This is a genomic window from Nannocystis bainbridge, assembly GCF_028368995.1.
GTDB lineage: Bacteria > Myxococcota_A > Polyangia > Nannocystales > Nannocystaceae > Nannocystis > Nannocystis bainbridge.
The window spans coordinates 2,262,071-2,282,034 of record NZ_JAQNDL010000001.1; the positions used below are offsets into that span (position 1 = coordinate 2,262,071).

Annotated in this window: 17 protein-coding genes; 4 read left to right on the forward strand and 13 right to left on the reverse strand. The window is 72.5% G+C overall.

Annotation, left to right across the window (positions count from 1 at the left end; genetic code table 11):
- Window positions 1–78: 78 nt before the first annotated feature.
- From POL25_RS08825 to POL25_RS08860, 8 genes are all read right to left on the reverse strand, one after another.
- On the reverse strand, window positions 79–3,564 hold the full coding sequence (locus POL25_RS08825; protein WP_272085479.1) for a WD40 repeat domain-containing serine/threonine protein kinase: 3,486 nt from the start codon (window positions 3,562–3,564) through the stop codon (window positions 79–81).
- A gap of 70 nt (window positions 3,565–3,634) precedes the next feature.
- Window positions 3,635–4,291, reverse strand: coding sequence for an RNA polymerase sigma factor (locus POL25_RS08830; RefSeq protein WP_272085480.1), 657 nt, complete (start codon window positions 4,289–4,291; stop codon window positions 3,635–3,637).
- 10 nt (window positions 4,292–4,301) lie between these two features.
- Window positions 4,302–5,789 carry an oligosaccharide flippase family protein gene (locus tag POL25_RS08835; RefSeq protein WP_272085481.1) on the reverse strand — a complete coding sequence of 496 codons (1,488 nt, stop codon included), beginning with the start codon at window positions 5,787–5,789 and terminating at the stop codon, window positions 4,302–4,304.
- Window positions 5,790–5,791: 2 nt separating this feature from the next.
- A complete protein-coding gene (locus POL25_RS08840) occupies window positions 5,792–6,445 on the reverse strand; it encodes a class I SAM-dependent methyltransferase (protein ID WP_272085482.1) in 654 nt (217 codons plus the stop codon).
- Complete coding sequence (locus tag POL25_RS08845; protein ID WP_272085483.1) at window positions 6,438–7,274, reverse strand: NAD-dependent epimerase/dehydratase family protein; 837 nt, start codon at window positions 7,272–7,274, stop codon at window positions 6,438–6,440. Before POL25_RS08845 ends, POL25_RS08840 begins: the two co-directional genes overlap by 8 nt.
- Entirely contained in the window at window positions 7,271–8,248 is a 978-nt protein-coding gene (locus POL25_RS08850) for an NAD-dependent epimerase/dehydratase family protein (RefSeq protein ID WP_272085484.1), read from the reverse strand. Before POL25_RS08850 ends, POL25_RS08845 begins: the two co-directional genes overlap by 4 nt.
- 1 nt (window position 8,249) lies before the next feature.
- Window positions 8,250–9,023 (reverse strand): glucose-1-phosphate cytidylyltransferase, encoded by a 774-nt coding sequence (gene rfbF, locus POL25_RS08855; RefSeq protein ID WP_272085485.1) that lies wholly within the window; start codon window positions 9,021–9,023, stop codon window positions 8,250–8,252.
- Window positions 9,020–10,123: a glycosyltransferase gene (locus tag POL25_RS08860; RefSeq protein ID WP_272085486.1), complete on the reverse strand. Its 1,104-nt coding sequence runs from the start codon at window positions 10,121–10,123 to the stop codon at window positions 9,020–9,022. The genes rfbF and POL25_RS08860 overlap by 4 nt, the downstream gene beginning before the upstream one ends.
- 314 nt (window positions 10,124–10,437) lie before the next feature.
- On the opposite strand from POL25_RS08860, the gene POL25_RS08865 reads away from it, so the two are divergent.
- A complete protein-coding gene (locus POL25_RS08865) occupies window positions 10,438–11,577 on the forward strand; it encodes a hypothetical protein (RefSeq protein ID WP_272085487.1) in 1,140 nt (379 codons plus the stop codon).
- 480 nt (window positions 11,578–12,057) lie between these two features.
- Here POL25_RS08865 and POL25_RS08870 read toward each other — a convergent pair whose 3' ends face one another.
- The gene (locus tag POL25_RS08870) at window positions 12,058–13,386 is read right to left on the reverse strand and encodes a pyridoxal phosphate-dependent aminotransferase (RefSeq protein ID WP_276593717.1); all 1,329 of its coding nucleotides are present in this window, start codon (window positions 13,384–13,386) and stop codon (window positions 12,058–12,060) included.
- Between the two features lie 30 nt (window positions 13,387–13,416).
- On the opposite strand from POL25_RS08870, the gene POL25_RS08875 reads away from it, so the two are divergent.
- Together POL25_RS08875 and POL25_RS08880 are read left to right on the forward strand one after the other, a co-directional pair.
- The gene (locus POL25_RS08875) at window positions 13,417–14,613 is read left to right on the forward strand and encodes a methionine aminotransferase (RefSeq protein WP_272085488.1); all 1,197 of its coding nucleotides are present in this window, start codon (window positions 13,417–13,419) and stop codon (window positions 14,611–14,613) included.
- A gap of 45 nt (window positions 14,614–14,658) precedes the next feature.
- Window positions 14,659–15,423 carry a carbon-nitrogen family hydrolase gene (locus POL25_RS08880; RefSeq protein ID WP_272085489.1) on the forward strand — a complete coding sequence of 255 codons (765 nt, stop codon included), beginning with the start codon at window positions 14,659–14,661 and terminating at the stop codon, window positions 15,421–15,423.
- A 17-nt stretch (window positions 15,424–15,440) separates the two neighbouring features.
- Here POL25_RS08880 and POL25_RS08885 read toward each other — a convergent pair whose 3' ends face one another.
- The 3 genes from POL25_RS08885 to POL25_RS08895 form a co-directional block, all read right to left on the reverse strand.
- Window positions 15,441–15,914 (reverse strand): hypothetical protein, encoded by a 474-nt coding sequence (locus POL25_RS08885; RefSeq protein WP_272085490.1) that lies wholly within the window; start codon window positions 15,912–15,914, stop codon window positions 15,441–15,443.
- A gap of 106 nt (window positions 15,915–16,020) precedes the next feature.
- A complete protein-coding gene (locus tag POL25_RS08890; RefSeq protein WP_272085491.1) occupies window positions 16,021–16,530 on the reverse strand; it encodes a hypothetical protein in 510 nt (169 codons plus the stop codon).
- Between the two features lie 177 nt (window positions 16,531–16,707).
- The gene (locus POL25_RS08895) at window positions 16,708–17,328 is read right to left on the reverse strand and encodes a hypothetical protein (RefSeq protein WP_272085492.1); all 621 of its coding nucleotides are present in this window, start codon (window positions 17,326–17,328) and stop codon (window positions 16,708–16,710) included.
- 60 nt (window positions 17,329–17,388) lie between these two features.
- Here POL25_RS08895 and POL25_RS08900 point away from each other — a divergent pair, with 60 nt between their 5' ends.
- Window positions 17,389–19,077 carry an ABC1 kinase family protein gene (locus tag POL25_RS08900; protein WP_272085493.1) on the forward strand — a complete coding sequence of 563 codons (1,689 nt, stop codon included), beginning with the start codon at window positions 17,389–17,391 and terminating at the stop codon, window positions 19,075–19,077.
- 7 nt (window positions 19,078–19,084) lie between these two features.
- On the opposite strand, the gene POL25_RS08905 is transcribed toward POL25_RS08900, so the two are convergent.
- Entirely contained in the window at window positions 19,085–19,834 is a 750-nt protein-coding gene (locus POL25_RS08905; RefSeq protein WP_272085494.1) for a hypothetical protein, read from the reverse strand.
- Between the last annotated feature and the right edge of the window lie 130 nt (window positions 19,835–19,964).

Below are 19,964 nucleotides of genomic sequence, written 5' to 3' on the forward strand. Positions count from 1 at the left end.
GACATGTGATTCGGACCGACACCCACGTCTCCACCTCCCAAAGTACATGTCCTTCGCGACATGTCCCGAGAAACATCATCAGTGCCTCGCGCCACCGCCCGCCTCGCGCAGCCACGCCTGAAGCGGCGCCCCTGCGGCCGGCAGGCGATCGGTGAAGCGCAGCACCTCGCCGGTGCCCGCCAGCAGCGCCAGTCCGCCGTCCACCGCCGCCAGCTGCGACCGCACGCGTCCGCCGGTGGGCGCCCGCATCGGCGCCACCAGCCCGGTCCCCAGATCGACGACATCGACCCGGCCGTCGATCGCCGCCAGCGCCACCGTCTGCTCGTCCATGAACGCGAAGTCGGTCCAGCGCGAGCTCCCCTGGGCCCGCAGCGGCGCCTCGGGCTGCGCCAGCGCCCACGCCTGCAGCAGGTCGCCGTCGATCACCGCGAATCGTTGCCCCGACGGGCTGAACCGCAAGACCACGTACGAGCCGGACGTCGGGCTCCTCGTCGCCCCCGCGAGCTGCCAGCGCGCATCCTGCTGCAGGTCGACCACCTCGATCTCCGGCTGCCCGCGGCGATAGACCGCCAGCGTCGCCCCCGCGGGCGCGAACGCCAGGCTCGTGTGCCCCGAGCCCTCTTCCGTCACCGGCTCGACGGCCAGCCGCGCCGCCCCGTCGCGCTCGACCACCATCACCCCGCCGTCGTGGGCCAGGGCCGCCAGCACCTCGCCGTCCGGCGAGTAGCGCAGCCCGAACAGGTGGTCGCGCAACGGCAGCCGCCGCGACGGCGACCCCGGCGACGTCCACTCGCGGACCTCACCGTCGGCGAACCCGATCGCAAACCGGCCCGCCGTGAACGCCACGTCCGTCCACGGGTGCCGCGGCACCTCGAAGATGTCCCCGCGGCCATGTCCCCAGAGGCATGCCGTGCCATTGTCGAGGTCCACCAGCACCCGGCCGTCGTCGGCCACCGCCCGCAGAAAAGCTCTGTCCGGCCACCACCCGCACGCCGCCCCCACCGCCTCCGTCGCGCCCGTGCGCAGGTCGAGACGGGCCGGGCCCTGCTTGCCCACCTGCACCGCCCAGCCGCCTCCCTCCGCCAGCTGGGCCTGCGGCAGCGGCTCTCGCGGCGCCGGCCACAGCGACTGCCACGCCGCGTCCTGCGGGCGCACGCGCCGGTGACCATCGGGCCCTGCCAGCAGCAGCTCGCCGTCGCCGAGGATCGCCCCGTCGAGCCCCGCCCCCGCCACGATCGAGGTCCCGCTCGCCACCTCGAGCACGTCGATCGTCACCCCGAAGCCCCACTCCACCAGCGCCCCGTCGCGGCTGGTGTGCGGCGCCACCACGAAATCATCGGACCTGTCCGTTCGGACAGCTCGCGTCCACAGCCGATCCCCCGCCGGGCTCTCCGCCCACGCGCTCGTCCAGCCGTCGCGGTGGGCGATGAACACCAGCGCGTCGCGGCCCGGCGCCGACCAGGCCGCCTCGACCACACGCGACGGCCCGTCGACCTGCCACACCAGCTGATGCCCGATCCCCGACATCCCGCTCGCCCGCTGCGCCTCCGCGCACGGCACCACCAGCGCGCGCCCGTCCGGCGTCCATTCACCCGTGTAGAGCCGCGGCTGGCACGGATGACGCGAGACGTCGACCACCCCTGTCTCGCGGTCCCACACCACCAGCGTATCGCCCCGCACCCCCGCGAGCCGCCGCCCGTCGAGCGTCCCGTGCAGCGAGAGCCCGCGCACCGCCGCCGGCGCGTCCGCACCTGCCAGCTCGCGTCGCGCGCCCGTCGCCACCGAGAACTCGAGCGCCGGCACCGCGAGCATCGGCCAGGCCCACAACGACGCTCCGTCGGGGCTCAGCGCCCAGTGATAGAACGTCACCGGCTTCTCGGTCTCGCCAGCGAACGTCCGCAGCACCCCGCCGTCCGGGCCGTACACCGCCGCCGTGAAGTGCTTGCCGTCCTCCGCGCTGACGTACGCCCAATGCGTGCGATCGGGCGTCACCGCCAGCCGCCCGCCACCGCCCAGCTTCTCGGCCTCGACCGCCCCCGGCCGCCAGCGCCACAGCGCATCGAGGCCCACCCCGATCCACGTCCCATCGGCCAGGTTGACCCCGTCGATCAGCGCGTCCGTCGGCCCCGTCAGCGCCGGCCCCACCATCCCGGGCTGCCACGCCGCCAGCGCCAGCGCCCGCACCGCCCCGTCGCGCGCCGGGTCGGGGCGCAGCTGCGCCAGCAGCGGGACCACCTGCGACGGGTCGGCCTCGATCGCCAGCCGCGCCTGCGTCAGCACCAACTCATCCGCGCGCCGGTCCGCGGTCACGCGCGCCGCCTCGGCCTCGCTCGCGCGCACCTCGGCCACCTCCTGCGCCGACTCGGCCGCCGCGCGCTGCTCCTCGGCGACGTCGCGGGCCTCGCGGATCCGTCCGACCGCGACCACCCCGATCGCCGCCAGCGCCGCCACCGACGCCGCCGCCACCGACACCGCCGCCCGGTGCCGCCGCAGCCACAGCCGCCCGACCTCCGTCAGCGAGTACGCGTGCGCCCCGACCAGCCGCCCCGCCTGGTAGCGCCGCAGATCGTCGGCGAACGCCTCCGCGTCGGCGTAGCGGCGCCCTGGTTGCTTGGCCATGGCTTTCTCGACCACCGCGATCAGGGCCGGCGGCGCCTCGGGCACCAGCCGCGCCAGCGGCCGCGGCTCGCCCGCCAGCACGTCGTGAAGCAGCTGCGCCGCGCGGCGGTCGTGGAACGGCGGCACCCCGGCGATCACGTGGTAGAGCACCGCCCCGAGCGCGTAGATGTCGCTGCGCGCGTCGACCCCGTCGCCGCGGGCCTGCTCCGGCGGCATGTAGCGGACCGTCCCCAGCAGCGAGCCCTCCGCCGTCAGGTCGGACACCGCGAAGTCCTCCGGGTCCGTGGTCGGCAACGTCTCTGTCTCTTGGGACAGGTACTTCGCCAGCCCCCAGTCGATCACCACCGCCTCGCCGAATTCCCCGACCAGGATGTTGGCCGGCTTGAGGTCGCGGTGGATCACCCCCTGGCGGTGCGCGTACGCCATCGCCTCCGCCGCCGCGATCACGTGCTGCACCAGCCCGAGCCGCGCCTGCACCTCGGCGCAGCCGGCGATCCGCTGCTCGAGCGAGGCCCCCTCGACCAGCTTCATGCAAAGGAACGGCCGCCCGTCGTCGGCCCGCCCGAGGTCGTACAGCGGCACGATGCCCGGGTGTTGCAGGCGCGACGTGATCGCCGCCTCGCGCACGAACCGGTCGACCGAGCGCTCGTCGAAGCGCAGCAGCTCCTTGACCGCCACCGTGCGCCCGAGCTTGAGGTCCTCGGCGCGGCGGACCGCCCCGAGCCCGCCGCGGGCGAACACCGGCCCGAAGCGGTAGCGCTCGCTCACCGGCTCGCTGCGCTTCGGCTCGCGCGTCGCCGGCGGCGCGGGCTCGGGTGCGGGCCCGGGCGCCTCGCTGCCCAGCGTCTCGAGGCCGAGCTGGGACAGCCCTGCGAGCAGGCGGGCCTGTGCGCGCGCGAGGGTGGCTGGGTCGGGCAGAGGTGGCGGCGGGAGTTCGGGACGCATCGCCAGGCGAGTGCTGGTTGTCGCGAGTTTGATCGGTGAAAAACGCCGACTTTGGCGCGCGCGATCTCGCTCACTTGCGAGCGCGCAGGTAGCCGTCGATCTTGTCGCCGATGCTGCGCATCGCGCTGTCGAGGTCGCGCACCTGGCTGTCCCTCAGGTCAGGTTGGGCCAGCAGCAATTCCGTCGCCTCGCGCAGCCGCTCCCGCGCCCGCGCGATCCGACCGGCCATCGTCCCGCCTGGCACCGCGAACAGCTCGGCCAGCTCGCGCGCCGTCAGCTGCTCGTACTCCTTCAGCTCGAGCACGATCCGGTCGTCGAGGCTCAGCCCGCGCAGCGCCTGCGACACCACGTGCTCGATCTGCCGGTCGGCCAGCAGCGACGACAGCGACCCCTCCGTCGCCGGATCGATCACGCTCTCCTCGGCCGGGTCGAACGTCGGCCCGCGGCGCGAGCGGTGGCGGATGTGCTCGAGCAGCTTGTTGCGGGCGATGCCGAACACGAACCCCTTGAACGACGCCGTCCCGCCGCGGAACGCGTCGCGGCGGCGGCACAGCGCCTCGAAGGTCCCCTGGGTCAGGTCCTCGCAGGCGTCGCCGCTGACCTTCGAGAAGAAGAACCGGTACACGCTCGCGTAGTGGCGGGCGATCAGCGCCCGCCCGGCCGCGATCGTCCCGGCTTGCCACGCGTGGAGGAGCGAGAGGTCGTCTTCGCCGGGCTCGGGTCCCACGCGACGATCACTACTCGATCGCCGGCTCCGCGTCACGCGGCGGCGGCTTCAGGGCCGCCGACAGCGAGCGCGGCGTGATCCCCTCGGCCACCACCAGCAGCGCCACGAACGTCGCCATCGCCGCCCCCGCGGCCGCCAGCGCGCGCACCACCGGCAGCTCGACCCCGGCCACCAGCGCCCGCGCCACCGTGCCCGCGGCGATCGCCAGACCTGTCCACAAGGCCAGGCGCAGCATCGCCGCCGCGTAGCGACCGGCGCCGATCTCGAGGTGACGCAGGGCGAACCGCAGCAGCACCCAGAACGCGATCGGGTAGCCGATCACCCACGCCCACGCCACCGACGCGTAGCCCAGCCGGTCGCCGAGCAGCACCGCCGCGATCGCGAACCACAGCGGCATCGTCACCGCCGCCACCGCCATGTACGTCAGCGTCAGGCTCGGGCGGCCGACCCCGTCGAGCAGCGGGGGCACCACCGCGCTGAGCGCCCGCAGCAGCGCCGCGATCGCCAGCACCCGCACCGCCACCGCCGCGCCGACCCACTGCGCGTCGAGCAGCAGCAGCAGGTCGGGCGCCGCCGGGACCACGATCACCAGGAAGCCGGCGACGACGATGAAGCTGAGCCGCGACAGCTTCAAGAACTGCTCCGCCAGCACCGCCGGCCGGCCCCGCGCGCGCGAGAACGCCGGGAACGCCACCGACACCACCACCGTGCTGATGATGCGCGCCGGGTCGAGCGCCAGGTCGGCCGCCGCCTTGTAGAGCCCGAGCGCCGTGCGGCCGAAGAAGTGGCCGACGATGTAGAAATCGAGGCCGGTGTAGACGAAGAACAGGATCCGGCTGAACGAGGTCTTGAGCCCGAACAGCACCGCCTCGCGGGTCGCCGCCCAGTCGAACAGCAGCCGCGGCAGCCACGGCTGGAAGTACTGCACCCCCGCCGTCGTCACCAGCGTGCGCCCGATCGCCCCGGCGATGAAGCACCAGATCCCGACCAGCGGCGCCGCCACCAGCAGGGCCACGTTCTCGGCCACGCTGGCGAGGAAGCGGATCAGCGAGAACTCGCGGAACCGCAGCTCGCGGATCATCAGCGCCCCCGGCACCATGTAGAGGTTCTGCAGCAGCAGCTTGACGCAGTGCGCCTGCAGCATCCAGCCGACGATCGGCGCCTGGTAGTGGCTGGCGAGCAGCGGCGCCACGACGAAGAAGATCGCCGCCACGATCGTGAGCGACAGCAGCAGGTTGAGCCAGAACACCGTCGAGAGGCGCGCCGGCGTGTGGTCGCCCTGCTGCACCAGCGCCCCCGGCAGCCCCAGCTCGGTCGCCAGGTCGAGGATCGGGATCGCCGCCAGCGCCAGCGTGGCCACCCCGTACTCCTCGGGGGTGATCCAGATCGCCAGCAGCACCGCCTTGGTCGCCACGTCGCCCACGCCCATCAGCGCCGTGGCCGTGCCGACCCACGCCAGGCTCTGGTTGACGCGGACCTGCTCCTCGCGCTCCGACATCCTCACTCCCGCCGCAGCACCGCGCAGCTGACCTGGTACGGGCGCGTCAGCCAGCGCAGCCGCGAGCCCGCGGTCCCGCTCGGGCTGTCCCGAAGGCCAGCCAGCTTGCGGAGGTCGCGGACCAGCAGCCACGGCCGGCGCAGCAGCTCGGGCGCGTAGCTCGGCCCGTCGACGACCTCGGCGCGGACCCGGCGCAGCTGCGGGAACAGCTCGCGTGACATGTCCTCGGGGTCAGGTCGATAGTACGTGTCGATCGGGTCCGGGTGGTACGGGTAGCTGAACGGCACCGTGACGATCAGCAGCCCGCCGGCGGGCACCAGCGCCGCCAGCCCGCGGGCCAGCGCCGCGCGGTCGGTCACGTGCTCGAGCATGTTGCAGCACAGGATCGCCCGCGCCCCGACCGCCTGCAGCCGCGCGTGCCCCTCCGGGCTCAGCGCGTCCGCGGCGATGTCGACCCCTGGCAGCTGCTTCAGGTCGCTGTGCACCACCTCGGCCCCGCGGGCCCGCAGCGGCGCGAACACCTCGCGGTCGATCCACGGCTGCACGGCTGTCCTGAAGTGCAGGTCACTGCTGCCGAGGTTGAGCAGCGGCGTCAGCTCCGCGTCGCCCAGCTCCTGCAGCCGCGCCCGCAGCCACCGCGCCTCGACCTCAAGCACGGACCTGCTCCTCGGGCCAGCTCGCCACCGACTCGAGCCCGCCGGCCAGCGCGATCTCGGCGACGAAGCCGAGCCGCTCCTTCGCGCGGGTCGGGTCGAGCACGTAGCGCATCACCTCGCTGCCGCGGTACGGCAGCGCACCGAGGTCGACCAGCTCGGTGCGACCGACGCGCCACGCCAGCGCGCGCACCACCATCGCCACCGCCGACTCGATCCCCGTGCCCGCGTTGTAGACCCCGACCGGCGCGTCGGCCTCGGTGCAGCGCGCCAGCAGGCGGGCCACGTCGCGCACGTGCACGAAATCGCGGGTCTGCTCGCCGGGCGTGCACGCGAACCGCTCGCCGGCCCGCAGCGCCGCCAGCAGCGACGGGATCAGCATCCCTGGCCGCTGACCGGGCCCGTAGACCACCCCGGGCCGCACGATCACCGCCTCGATCCCCAGCCTCGCCGCCGCCGCGCGCACCTCGTCCTCGCCGCGGATCTTCGCCCGCGCGTACGGCGTGTCGCCGAGCCGCTGCGCGTCCTCGACGAACGGCACCGGCTGCAGCCCGTACACCTCGCCCGAGCTGACGTAGACCACCCGCCGGGCCCCGCGGGCCGCCGCGATCGCCAGCGCCCGCAGCGGCGCCGCCACGTGCGCTTCAGTCAACGCCGCCTCGCCGCCCTCGCGGCCGCCGCCGGCCCAGATCAGCGCATGAACTTCAGGACATGTCCGTTCCGCCAGGCCCTCGCGGCCGAACGCGACCACCGGCGCCGCCGCCAACGCGTCCGCCGCGGCGCGGCCGATGAAGCCCCCGCCGCCGCCGATCGCCACGGCGGTGACCGTCACGCCGCCCCCAGCAGCTCGCGATACCAGGCGATCGTGCGCTGCAGACCTTCGTCGAGCCCGTGGCGGGGGCGCCAGCCGAGCACCCGCCGCGCCTTCTCGGACGCCAGGAATTGCTCGCGGATCTCCCGCGACGCCTCGCCGAGGATCACCGGCGCCAGCGCGCGTGCGTCCATGTGGCCGAGCACGCGGTCGACGATCTCGAGCACGCTCTGCGGCCGCTCGTCGGAGAAGTTGAACGCCTCGCCGACCACCTCGGGCCGGTCCATCTGCTCGGCCAGCTCGAGGTACGCCGCCACCGCGTCGCCGACGTACACGTAGTCGCGTACGAACGTCCCGTCGCTGCGCACCACCGGCCGCTCGCCGCGGACCACCGAGCGCACCGTGCCCGGGATGATGCGGTTCCAGTTGAGGTCACCCGGGCCGAACAGGTTGCCGCAGCGGGTCACGCACACCGGCAGCTGGTAGCTGTCGAAGTAGCAGCGCGCGATCAGGTCGGTGCAGCTCTTCGAGCAGTCGTACGGGAACCGGCCCTCGAGCGGCGACGCCTCGGTGTACGGCAGCACCGGCTGGTCGCCGTAGGCCTTGTCCGAGCTGGCGACCACGACCCGCCGGACCTTGCGCTCGTTGCGTCGGCACGCCTCGAGCAGGTTGTACGAGCCGCGCACGTTGGCCTCCCACGTCGAGAGCGGGTTGCGCCCGGCGGTGCCGACGATCGTCTGCGCCCCGAGGTGGAACACCGCCTCGATCTCGTGCTCGTTGATCACCCGCTCGAGCAGCGGGTAGTCCTCGAGCTGGCCCTGCACGCTGACGCAGCGGCGGTCGAGCCCGCGCCCGTGGAACAGGCTGCGCGGGACCCCGTCGCGGACCAGGCACACCGGCGCCGCCCCGCGGGCCAGCAGCTCCTCGACCATGTGGCTGCCGAGCAGCCCGGTCGCCCCGGTGACGAGCACGTTCTTGTCTGTCCAAAAGGACATATTACCAATTCCTCCACGGCGCCGCGCCGCCGGCCCACGCGCGCTCGAGCAGCTGCAGGTCGCGATAGGTGTCCATGCACTGCCAGAAGCCCTCGTGCCGGTGCACGCGCAGTTGGTCGTCGGCGGCCAGCCGCTCGAGCGGCTCGCGCTCGAGCGTGCAGGCGTCGTCGTCGCGCACGTACTCGAGCATCGCCTTGCGGAACACGAAGAAGCCGCCGTTGATCCACCCCTCGGTGACCGCCGGCTTCTCGCTGAAGCTGTCGACGCGCTCGCCGTCGGTCAGCAGCTCGCCGAAGCGGCTCTGCGGCCGCACCCCGGTGACCGTCCCGATCTTGCCGTGGCTGCGGTGGTACGCCAGCAGCGCCTTGAGGTCGACGTCGCACAGCCCGTCGCCGTACGTCAGCATGAAGTCGTCCTCGCCGAGGTGGCGGCCGACCCGGTGCAGCCGCGCCCCGGTCATCGCCTCCTCGCCGGTGTCGACGCAGGTCACTCGCCAGCGCGCCTCGGGCGGGTTGTGCAGCGTCAGCTTGCCGCCCTGCCCGAGGTCGACCGTGAAGTCGCCCGACAGCGCCGCGAAGTCGAGGAAGTAGCGCTTGATCACCTCGGCCCGGTAGCCGAGGCACAGCACGAAGTCGTCGAACCCGTGCGACGCGTAGTAGCTCATGATGTGCCAGAGGATCGGTCGCCCCGCGACCTCGATCATCGGCTTGGGACGCAGCTCCGTCTGCTCTTTGAAGCGGGTCCCCTTGCCCCCGCACAGGATGACGACCTTCATCGCGACCTCCCCAGGACCTCGTCGTAAACCGCCTGGAGGCGCTCGCGGTGGGCCTCCACGCTGTATTCTGCCTGCATCTTGCGCCGCCCGGCCTCGCCGAGGGCGCGCCGCTCGTCTGTACTTCGGGACAGGCGCACCAGGTGCCCCGCCAGCCCGGCGACGTCGCGCTCGCCCGCGAGCAGCCCCGTGACCTCGTGCTCGACCTGCTCCGGGATCCCCGCGTGCCGCGTCGCCACGATCGGCAACTCCGCCGCCGAGCCCTCGCAGATCACCGTCGGCGTGCCCTCCTGGTCGCCGTCGCGGGCCGTCCGGCTCGGCACCAGCAGCACGTCCGCGTCCTGCATGGCCGCAGGCACCGCCGTCGCCGGCGCCGCCCACGTCACGTCGAGCCGCAGCGACTCGGCCAGCGCGCGCAGCGGCCCGGCCCCCGCCGAACCTGTCCCAAGGAGCATGACCTCGAGGTCAGCCCCAGCCGCACGCGCTGCGGCGCACGCTCGCAAGCCATCATCAAAACCCTTCTTCTCGACCTCGCGCCCGACCATCAGCACCCGCGTGCGCGCCCGCGTGGCCCGCGGCGCCGGCTGGAACCGCGACAGGTCGACGCCGAGCGGCACCACGCGGATCTTGCTCGCGGGGCAGCCCTGGGCCACCAGTTGGTCGCGCATGTGCTGCGACAGCGCGAGGAAGCGGTCGCCGCGGCGGAACAGCGCCGGCGCCAGCGCGGCGAAGTGCCAGTAGGCCGGCAACAGCCGCAGCCGCGAGCCGCGGACCGTCACGTCCTTGCCGTAGAAGCTGGTCACCAGCGGCAGCCCGCAGCGGGCCGCTGTCAGCAGCGCGTGCGCCCCCGTCTGCCCGAGGTGCGCGTGGATCAGCGACACCCCGCGGGCCCACCGCGACAGCCGCGGCGACAGCGTGGTCGCGCGGTACAGCAGCGCCTCGAGCGCGCCCAGCGGCAGGTCGCGCAGCGCCGTCACCTCGCCCTCGGGGAACTTCTCCCGCGACAGCCGCTCGACCGCGAACACGCGCACCGCGTAGCGCCGCAGCGACCGCATCGACGTGTAGATGAACGTCTCCGACGGCGGCAGAAATTCGTGGCGCACAAAGCCGACAATCGGCGAGTTCGACATGCCGAGCGAACGGCCGCGAACGTACGCTCCGGCGCGCGAGGGTGTCAACCGGCCGGTGCAGCCATGACTTGCCGCACGCCCTCCCGCGAGGCTCTCGGCACGCAGCCCTCGTCCGCCTCTGGTATCGCGCCAGGACCCGCGATGCTCCTGCCCGATCGCTCCACCGAGCGCGCCTGCGGCCCGCACCAGCCCCCCACGCACCGGCCCGCCCGCACGACCGGGCCCGCCTGCCACCCGCGGCCCCGCGTCACTTCTGGGCCCGCCTGCGGCCGAATCGAGGACCCGCGATGATCCTGCCCGACCTCACCACCCGGGACGCGTGGGAGCTGCGGCGGCAGCCCGAGATCGACGAGGACGACCTGTGGCAGACGCCGGGGCCCGTCGTGTGGCAGGCCGAGCGCTTCCGCGGCCCGCCGCCGATGTTCTACCCCGTCTATCGCAGCGGTGACCTCTACGCCACCTCGCCGCTGCCGCTCATCGCCCGCCACGGCGCGCTCGAGCTCGACGCGGAGTTCGCTCGCCAGGTCGGCTCGTCCGTCCGCTACCTCGCCACCAACGCCACCATCGATCGCCGCGTCCGTCGCGTCGGTTGCCCCGAGCTCTCGACCCTCGAGCTGGCGGACCCGCGCGAGTTCATCGCCGCCATCGCCGCCGCCCTGCGCAGCGACCTCGCCCGCATCGAGGCGCGGCAGCCGGGCCTCACCAACCTCGTCCTGTGCGGCGGGCGCGACAGCCTCAACCTGCTGCTGCTGCCGTGGCAGAACCCGGTCATCGCCGTCAGCGCCCGGCCAAACTTCCCGCTCGTGCAGCAGTTCGTCAAGGACAACCGGCTGGCGATCGACGTCGTCGAGCTCGTCGATCACGACGCCTCGCTGCTGGACAGCGAGATCGCCGTCAACGCCTGCCGGATCGGCCTCGATCACGTGCGGTGGGTCGCCGAGCTGCGCCAGCTCGCCGCTCGCTTCGAGCGGCGCGCCATCTTCTGGGTCGGCGCCCTGGGCGACACCTTCACCACCCCGAAGTGGCGCTCCTACAACCATTCGCTGGCGCTCGCGCGCCTGCGGGCCTTGCCCGGCCTGCGCGGCCTGACCGCGACCGAAGCCGGCCAGGGCCTGTTCTCGTGGACCGCCTACTACCGCGGCGGCATGTGGCAGGGCGGCAACATGTCGCTGCTCAAGGAGATCACCGACGCGCTGGTGCTCTCGGCCTACCACGGGCCTGCGATGCGCGCCGTGCTCGCGCGCGTCGACCTGCGCGGCGCGGTGCCCCGCGACATCCGCCCCGAGCTCGGCGAGGCGCTGGCCGGCGCCCCGGTCGTCTACCCGACCAGCAACCCCTCGCCCGCGCCCTCGTCCTTCCGCAAGCGCCGCTCGCACGTGGCCGCCTTCGTCGAGGTCCTGGCCCGCCACGGCATCCGCACCGCCTGAGCCTCGTCCCGCGGTGATTCGGCGCATGTCCCTGAGGGCATGTCTCTCCAGACATATCCTCGAGGACATTGCTGTTTGGTCATCCCACCGAACTGGCGAACGCGACGAGGCCGGCCTCCTACCCACCGCCCCATCGACGCTGCGGCCGGCACCGCACGAACGAGCCGGCCTCCTACCTACCGCCTTGCCCGATCGACGCTGCGGCCGGCACCGCCCGAACGAGAGGCGGCCTCCGGTCTACCGCCTGGCCACACTGCGGCCGGCACCGCGCGAACGAAGCGGCCTCCTACCCACCGCCCCATCGACGCTGCGGCCGGCGCCGCACGAACGAGTCGGCCTCCTACCTACCGCCTTGCCCCATCGGCGCTGTGGCCAGCACCGCACGAACGAGAGCCGGCCTCCGACCTACCGCCTGGCCACACTGCGGCCGGCACCGCGCGAACGAAGCGGCGCCGCCCGAGACCTGCCCTTTCGGCCAGCTCAGCTCAGCGCCTGCATCGCGCGGGCGAGGCGGGGCAGCGCCGCCTTGATCTCGTCCTCCGAGACCGCGCCGACGCTGAGGCGGAACCAGCCCTCGTCACCCGGCACGCCGAACGCCTGGAACGGGACGATGCCGATGCCGGCGTCGGTCAGCAGGTACTTGCGGACATCCTCGTTCGTCTGCAGCACCTGGCCGGCGGGCGTGCGGCGGCCGAACGGGTTGATGCGCACCGTCAGATAGATCGCGCCCATCGGCGGGATGCTGTCGACCTGCAGGCCGTCCTTCTTGAGGCCCTGGAAGCCGGTGTGGAGCAGCTCGAGCCGGCGGTCGAGGCCGTGCAGGAAATGGTCCGCGTAGGTGTGGATCGCCGCGGTGTCGTTGAGCAGGTCGACGGTCGCCATCTGCTCGGGCCGCGGCGCCCAGGCGCCGACGTGGCCGAGCACGGCCGACATCTGCTTGATGATGTCGACCGGGCCGACCGCCCAGCCGACGCGCAGGCCGGTGGCCGCGAACGCCTTGCTGATGCCGTCGACGAACACGGTGTAGCGGGCCATCTCCGGCCGCAGCCCTGGCGGCGTCACGTGCTTGGTGTCGCCGAAGCGCAGCATCCAGTAGATGTGGTCGTACATCAGGTAGACCGGCCGCTCGCCGCGTTGCTCGCGCTTGCGGTTCTCCTCGAGGATCGCGTCGCAGATGCCGCGCAGCGCGTCAGGGGTGATCGCCGTGCCGGTCGGGTTGAGCGGCGAGTTGAGGCACACCAGGCGCGCCGACGGCAGCTCGGACAGCAGCGCCTCGCCGGTCGGCAGGAATCGGGTCTCGGGCCCGCACACCACCGGCACCCCACGGGCGCCGCACATGTGCACGTAGTGGTTGTTGTTCCAGCTCGGCACCGGATAGATCACGGTGTCGCCGGCGTCGACCACCGTGCGGTAGAGGCCGTAGATCACCGGGCGCGCGCCGCCGGCGACCAGGAAGCTGTCGAGCGGGTAGCGCAGCCCCAGCTCGCGCTCGTAGAACCGCTGGATCGCCTCGCGCAGCTCGACCTGGCCGTTGGCCGCCGGGTAGTTGGTCTCGCTGCGCTCGAGCGCCCGGAGGATCGCCTTTTGCAGCACCTCGGGGATCGGGAACTGCTTGGGGCTGAAGTCGCCGACCGTGAGGTTGCAGACCGGCACGCCCTGACCCATCAGCGCCCGGATCTCGGCCGCGATCTTGAGGATCTCCGAGCCGACCAGCGCCCCGGCCATCGTCGACAGCCGGGCGGCCGGGTCGGGGCCCGCGGCGTTGGCGTGGGCGGTGAGGTCGGTCTGCGCGCTCTGGACGTCCTGCATCGCCACAACTATGCCACACTCCTGCGCCCCATGAGCAGCGCTCGCCAGCCGCACCTCACAGCTCGCCTCCAAGGATTCGGCACCACGATCTTCACCGAGATGACGCGCCTTGCGATTCAATTCGGCGCAGTCAACCTCGGCCAGGGCTTCCCCAACTTTGATGGGCCCGACTTCATCAAAGAGGCCGCGATCGCTGCGATCCGCGCCGGCGCCAACCAGTACTGCCGCATGAGCGGGCTGCCCGAGCTGAATCGCGCGATCGCGGCGCATCAGCAGCGCTTCTACGACCTCTCTTACGATCCCGACAGCGAGGTCACCGTGTACTCGGGCGCGACCGAGGCCATCTGCGCGACGCTGCAAGCGCTGTGCGACACCGGCGACGAGGTCGTGTTGTTCGAGCCCTTCTACGACTCCTATCGCGCCAGCGTCACCATGGCCGGCGCGGTCCCGAAGGTCGTCACGCTGCACGCGCCCGACTTCGCGTACCGCCCCGAAGAGCTCGAAGCCGCCATTACCCCCAAGACCCGGGCAATTCTCCTGAATACCCCGCACAACCCCACGGGGAAGGTTTTCACGCGCGGCGAGCTCGAGCATGTCGCGAGCCTCTGCAAGCGCTTCGACCTCATCGCCATCACCGACGAAGTCTACGAGCACCTCGTGTATGAGGGCTCGCACGTGCCGCTGGCGACGCTGCCGGGGATGCGAGAGCGCACCGTGCTGATCTCCTCGTCGGGCAAGACCTTCAGCTTCACCGGCTGGAAGGTCGGGCATACCTGCGCGCCCCCGGCGCTCAGCGCTGCGATTCGCTGTGCGCACCAATTCGTGACCTTCTGCACGGCCACGCCGTTTCAGCACGCGCTCGCCAAGGCCTTCGTCGCCGATGACGCCTTCTTCACCGGCCTCGTCGCCGAGTACCGCGCGCGCCGCGATCGCCTGTGCCAGGGCCTGCGCGAGCTCGGCTTCGGCGTGCTCGCGCCGGCCGGCGCCTACTTCGTCATGACCGACATCCGCCCGCTCGGTTACGCCGACGACGTCGAGTTCTGCCGCATGTTGCCGGAGCAGGTCGGCGTCGCCGCCATCCCGCCGTCGTCGTTCTACGAGCACCCGGCCGCCGGCCGTCACCTGGTGCGCTGGGCCTTCTGCAAGACCGACGACGTGCTCGACGAGGGCCTGCGCCGGCTGCAGAAGCTGCCGCGTCGCCCGCCGCTGGTCGGCGCCGCCGGATGACCTATCAGACATGACCCGAAGGACAGCACGCAGGGAGACCGGAGCATGAAGATCGCGGCGATCCAGAGCGACATCGCGTGGGAGGACCCGGAGGCCAACTTCACCCGCTTGCGCCCGTGGGTGGCCGCGGCGGCCGCCGCCGGCGCCGGGCTGGTAGTGCTGCCGGAGATGTTCGCCTGCGGCTTCTCGATGACCACCGCCAAGATCGCCGAGCCGCCGGGCGGGCCCTCGACCCGCTTCCTCGAGCACCAGGCGCGCCAGCACGGCCTGTGGATCTGCGGCAGCGTGCCCGAGGTCCCGCACGACGAGGCCAAGCCCTACAACACCCTGGTGCTCGCCAGCCCGCACGGCCAGGTCGTCCGCTACCGCAAGATCCACCCGTTCTCGTTCGCCAGGGAGGACGAGCACTACGGCGCCGGCAGCGACCACGTCACCGTCGACGTCGACGGCCTGCGCTGCACCCTGTTCGTCTGCTACGACCTCCGCTTCGCGGACGAGTTCTGGGGCCGCGCCGAGCAGACCGACGCGTACATCGTGGTCGCCAACTGGCCCGAGCGCCGGCGCCACCACTGGACCACCCTGCTGCAGGCCCGCGCGATCGAGAACCAGGCCTACGTCGTCGGCGTCAACCGCGTCGGTCAGGGCAACGGCCTCGACTACAGCGGCGACAGCCGGATCGTCGACCCCTGGGGCGAGGTGCTCGCATCCGCCGCCGGCGGCGAGACCATGGTGCTCGCCGACGTCCGCCCCGAGGTGGTCCGCGACGCGCGCGAGCGCTTCCCTGTCCTCAAGGACAGGCGCAAGCCGTAGCCCCGCGGCCGCGCGCCTCATGTCCGAACGGACATGTCCCATCCGCCATCCTCCGCCAGCGCCAGCAACGCGGCGCGGGTGACCACCAGCGGCGTGAACGTCAGCGCCCCGAAGCCGCACGCGATCGTCTGCCGGGCCCAGCCCACGTCCTCGTCGCCGACGATCGCCAGCAGCCCCGCCGGCCCGCCGCGGCGCAGCCCCAGCAGGGCGGCGTAGCACGGCCACAGGTACGCCCGCGCCTGCTCCTCGCGCGCCTGCGGGGCCACGATCGCCAGCCACGTCGAGGGCCCGCCGACCCGGCGCAGCGCGAACGCCAGGTCGGCCGCCCACTCGTGGCCGTACGCGTAGAGCTGGGTGTCGCCGACGTCGACCGCCTCGGCGCGGGCCGGCTGCTCGAGCTCCCAGCCGAGCAGCCGGTGCAGGGCGACGATCAGCAGCTCGGGCCGGCGTTGCAGGAGGTCGAGGACGGGGTCGACGGGCGAGGCGCACACCGGCCTCGCCATGCACGCCGCGCCGCCGCGAATTCCTCAACGCTCTCGCGCCGCCTCCCTGCGGGCCCGGCCAGCCCGCGGGACGCCCGGCCCGCCCGCGGGCCGCTCACTCGGCCGGCACGTGGACCACCAGGTCGGCGCCCTTGCGCTTCAGGCACACGGCGCACGCGTCGGGCACCAGCGGCTCCTCGTAGCGCGGCTCGAAGGTCTCCTCGACCACCGTCACGCCGTCGCGCTCGACCGCGACCACGAACTTCGCCGGGCCGCTCCAGATGTTGCCGCGCGTCTCCAGCACCTCGAGCTCGAGCCCGGTCTCGCCGGCCCGGGCCAGCACCGACAGCGTGCCGTCGTCCTCGCCGTCAGCGAAGTCAGTGAAGAAATCGAGCGCGCAGTCATCCGCCGGCAGCGCGCAGCTCCACGACTTCTCGGCGTAGTCGGTGACGACGCGGAACGTGTACGCCCCGGGCCGCAGGCGCCCGCCGGGCCCGCCGTCGTCGACCACCGCCACCGGCACCGAGGCCTCGCAGCCCGGGGTCATGCAGATGCCCGACGACTTGTTGCAGCCGAGCGGCGCCGCCGCGATGACCAGTCCCAAGAGCCATGTCCGTTGCAGCATGTCCTCTCCTTCATGACCTTACGAGCAGGTCCCAGCGCCGGCCCTCGGCCCGCTCGCCGGCGTTCGACGCCGTGCGGGGCGCCGATTCGCGCCGCGGAGCGGCCGCAGGAGCGTCTGCTGGGGGCTCGCCAGGCCCGGCCGGCATACCAGGGCGGGCGCGGCGCAGCAACCGCCGGTTCACAGGACCGAGCGCACGAGCGCGACCAGCCGCGGCGCCTCGCGCACGAGCTCGGTCAGCGCGACGTCGCGGCGCGAGCGGAACACGAAGCCGATCAGCCGGTCATGCTGGCGCCACATCACCAGGTACGCCGACTCGGAGGTCGAGCGGCCGGCGTCGAGGCTCGACAGCTGCTTGAAGCCGACCGACAGGCCGTCGATGAGCTCGACGCGCGGCATGTCCTGGATCGCCGCGTCGGCCTCGGCTCGCCGCACCGCCAGCTCCGTCGAGCCGCCCGGGACCTCCTGGTAGATCGGCTCGAATTGCGTGCTGGTGTCGACCGCGCCGCCGAGCGCTCGCCCGATCTCCACCGCCACCGGCACCACCTGCTCGCCCTTCGCCAGCACCGCCTCGATGCCCGACGACGACGCGCTGGCGCCCTGCCGCAGCCAGCCCCTGGCCGCCTCCGACAGCTCGCCGAGGTTCAGCTGCCCCGCCCACGCGCGGGCCGCCCGCGCCGCCTCCGCGGTCCGCGAGCCGGCCATCTCGGCCATCTCCGCGGCCCGCGTGCGGCTCTCGGACCCGTCGCAGCCGCACAGGCCCGCTCCGACCAGGAGCCATGTCCACAGCCGACTTCGCACGCCTCCAGTCTAGCAGATCCGTCGCCGCTGCCTGACGCCGGTCTCGTATACTGCGCGCGCGTGTCCGTCCTGCGCACGATCGTCAGCTCCTCGCGCGCCCTCGTCACGGGCGCCAAGGACGTCGCCCGCTTCCGCGAGATCGCCACCGTCTTCGTCCGTCACGGCTTCGGCTGGTGGGTCGCCCAGCTCAAGCTGCGCCGCGAGCTGCAGATCGAGCTCTCGGGCGGCGAGCTGACCCGCGCCGCCGTCGGCAACGCCGACTCCGGCAAGCGCCTCGTGGCCGCGTTTACGCAGCTCGGCCCGACCTTCGTCAAGCTCGGCCAGATCCTCTCGACCCGCCCCGACCTGCTGTCCGACGCCGTCATCGCCGAGCTGACCTGTCTGCAAGACCAGGTGTCGCCGCTGCCCTTCGAGCAGATCGAGGGCCAGCTGCGCAGCAACCTCGGGCCCAAGTGGCGCGAGCAGTTCAGCGAGATCGACGAGGCCCCGCTGGCCTCGGCCAGCATCGCCCAGGTCCACCGCGCCACCCTCACGACCGGCGAGCGCGTGGCCCTCAAGGTCCAGCGGCCCGGGCTGCGGCCGAAGATCGTCAGCGACCTCAACATCTTGCTGGCGACCGCCGGCTACGTCGAGGAGGCCTTCCCCGAGGCCGCGGCGATGGACCTCGTCGGCGTCATCCGCGGGTTCGCCAAGTCGCTGGCGCAGGAGCTCGACTTCTGCGTCGAGGCGCGCAACATCGCCCGCTTCCACCGCAACTTCGCCAGCGACGACAACGTCCGCGTGCCCGCGGTCTACGACGCCCTCAGCACCGAGGAGGTGCTGTGCATGGAGTTCATCGAGGGCCGCAAGTTCAGCGAGGTGCTGCAGTCGGGCGAGGACACCCGGCCGCTGGTCGAGGTCTACTTCAAGACCGCCTACAAGATGCTGTTCATCGACGGCTTCTTCCACGGCGACCTGCACCCCGGCAACGTGCTCGTGCAGGAGGGCGGGCGCCTGGCGATCATCGACTGCGGCATGGTCGGCCGGCTGTCGCCGTCGATGAAGGACAAGCTGATCGACATCCTGTGGGCGGTGATGTCAGAGGACATGGAGGCGCTGGCGCGCTCGTTCTACGCCCTGGCGATCCCGACCGCCGGCAAGGTCGACTACGCCGCGTTCGAGGCCGACGTGGTCGAGATCGCCGAGCGCTACCTCGGCGGCATGCCGCTGTCCGAGCTGCAGATCGGCGAGCTGTTCGGCGAGCTGGTGGCCGGCGCCACGCGCCACCGCGTGCGCATGCCGACCGACTTCACGATGATGTTCAAGGCGATCCTCACCACCGAGGGCCTGGCCCGCTCGATCGCCCCCGACGTCGACCCGCTCGAGCAGGCGCGCCCGTTCATCTCGCAGATGATCCAGGACCGCTACAGCAGCGAACGGATCAAGCAGACCCTGCTCTCCGACTTTCACCTGCTGTCACGCGCGGCCCACAGCCTGCCGCAGCGGCTGCCGGCGCTGCTCGAGGACATCCACGAGGGCCGGCTCGCCGTCGGCCTCGCGCCGGCGTCGTTGGCGGCGCTCGACAAGGCCTCCGAGCGCCGCATGAACCAGGGCGTACGCGCCGCGCTGACGATCACTTGCATCGCCTGCGGCACGTACGCCCTCGGCCTCGGACTGCCGGCCACGTCGCCGATCGGGATCCCGTGGATCTCGACCCTGTTCTTCGCGGCCGCCGCCTACGGCGTGATCGGCCTGCGCTGGCGCTCGTGAGCGCGGCTCACTGGCAGAAGCCAGCCTGGCCCGGGAACGGCTGGTCGCAGGCGTTGCTCAGGCAGTCGGCGTTGCTGTTGCACGGCGCGAACGTGCCGCCGTCGCTGCAATAGCCGACCACCGCGTTGGGCTGGTCCTTGATGCACTTCCAGTCGGTCGGGCAGTTCGACGCCTCGGTGCACACACCGATCAGGCAGATCTTGTCCTTGTCGGGCAGGAGGCCGTTGTTGCACACCGCGCCCTCGGTGCCGGTCGGGCAGGTGCCGTCCTGCGAGCAGTACGGCAGCGTGTAGCAGCTCGCCTTGTCCTCCGTCTCCTGGAAGCAGACCGCGTTCGACTCGCAGCCGTCGTCGACCGGCGAGGGCGTGCACTGGGTCGGCGGCGGCGGGGTGCTGCAGAAGCCGCTCTTGCACACCTGGCCCTCCTCGCACGGCACCTCGGGGCAGGTGGTGACCTCCTTGTTGTGGCACAGCATGTCGGTGTCGGTCGCGCAGAACTGATCCTCCGCGCAGTCACCGTTGCTGGTGCAGCCGATCGCGCAGATGCCGTTCCAGCAGAACTGGCCGTCCGGGCACGGGTTGGACGAGCTGCACGGGCCCGGCTCACCGCCGCCGTCGGTGGGGTTACCCGAGGGGTTGCCCGTGGGGTCGCCCTGGGACGCGGCGCTGTCGGTCTCGTCCGCGGTGTCGGTGCCGTCGCCGAGCGAGGCGTTGCAGGCCGCGAGGCACAGGGCGGCGAAGATCGAGCGGAGCTTCAAGGTGGTAGTGATCGTCATTGGCGTCGTTCTCTCGTTCCGTCTATTCGTTACCGTCGCGGCGATTTTTCAGCGGCCCAGACCCGCGAGGTTCCTCAATCGGCGGGCGGCGTGAGCCGATGAATACCGGCGC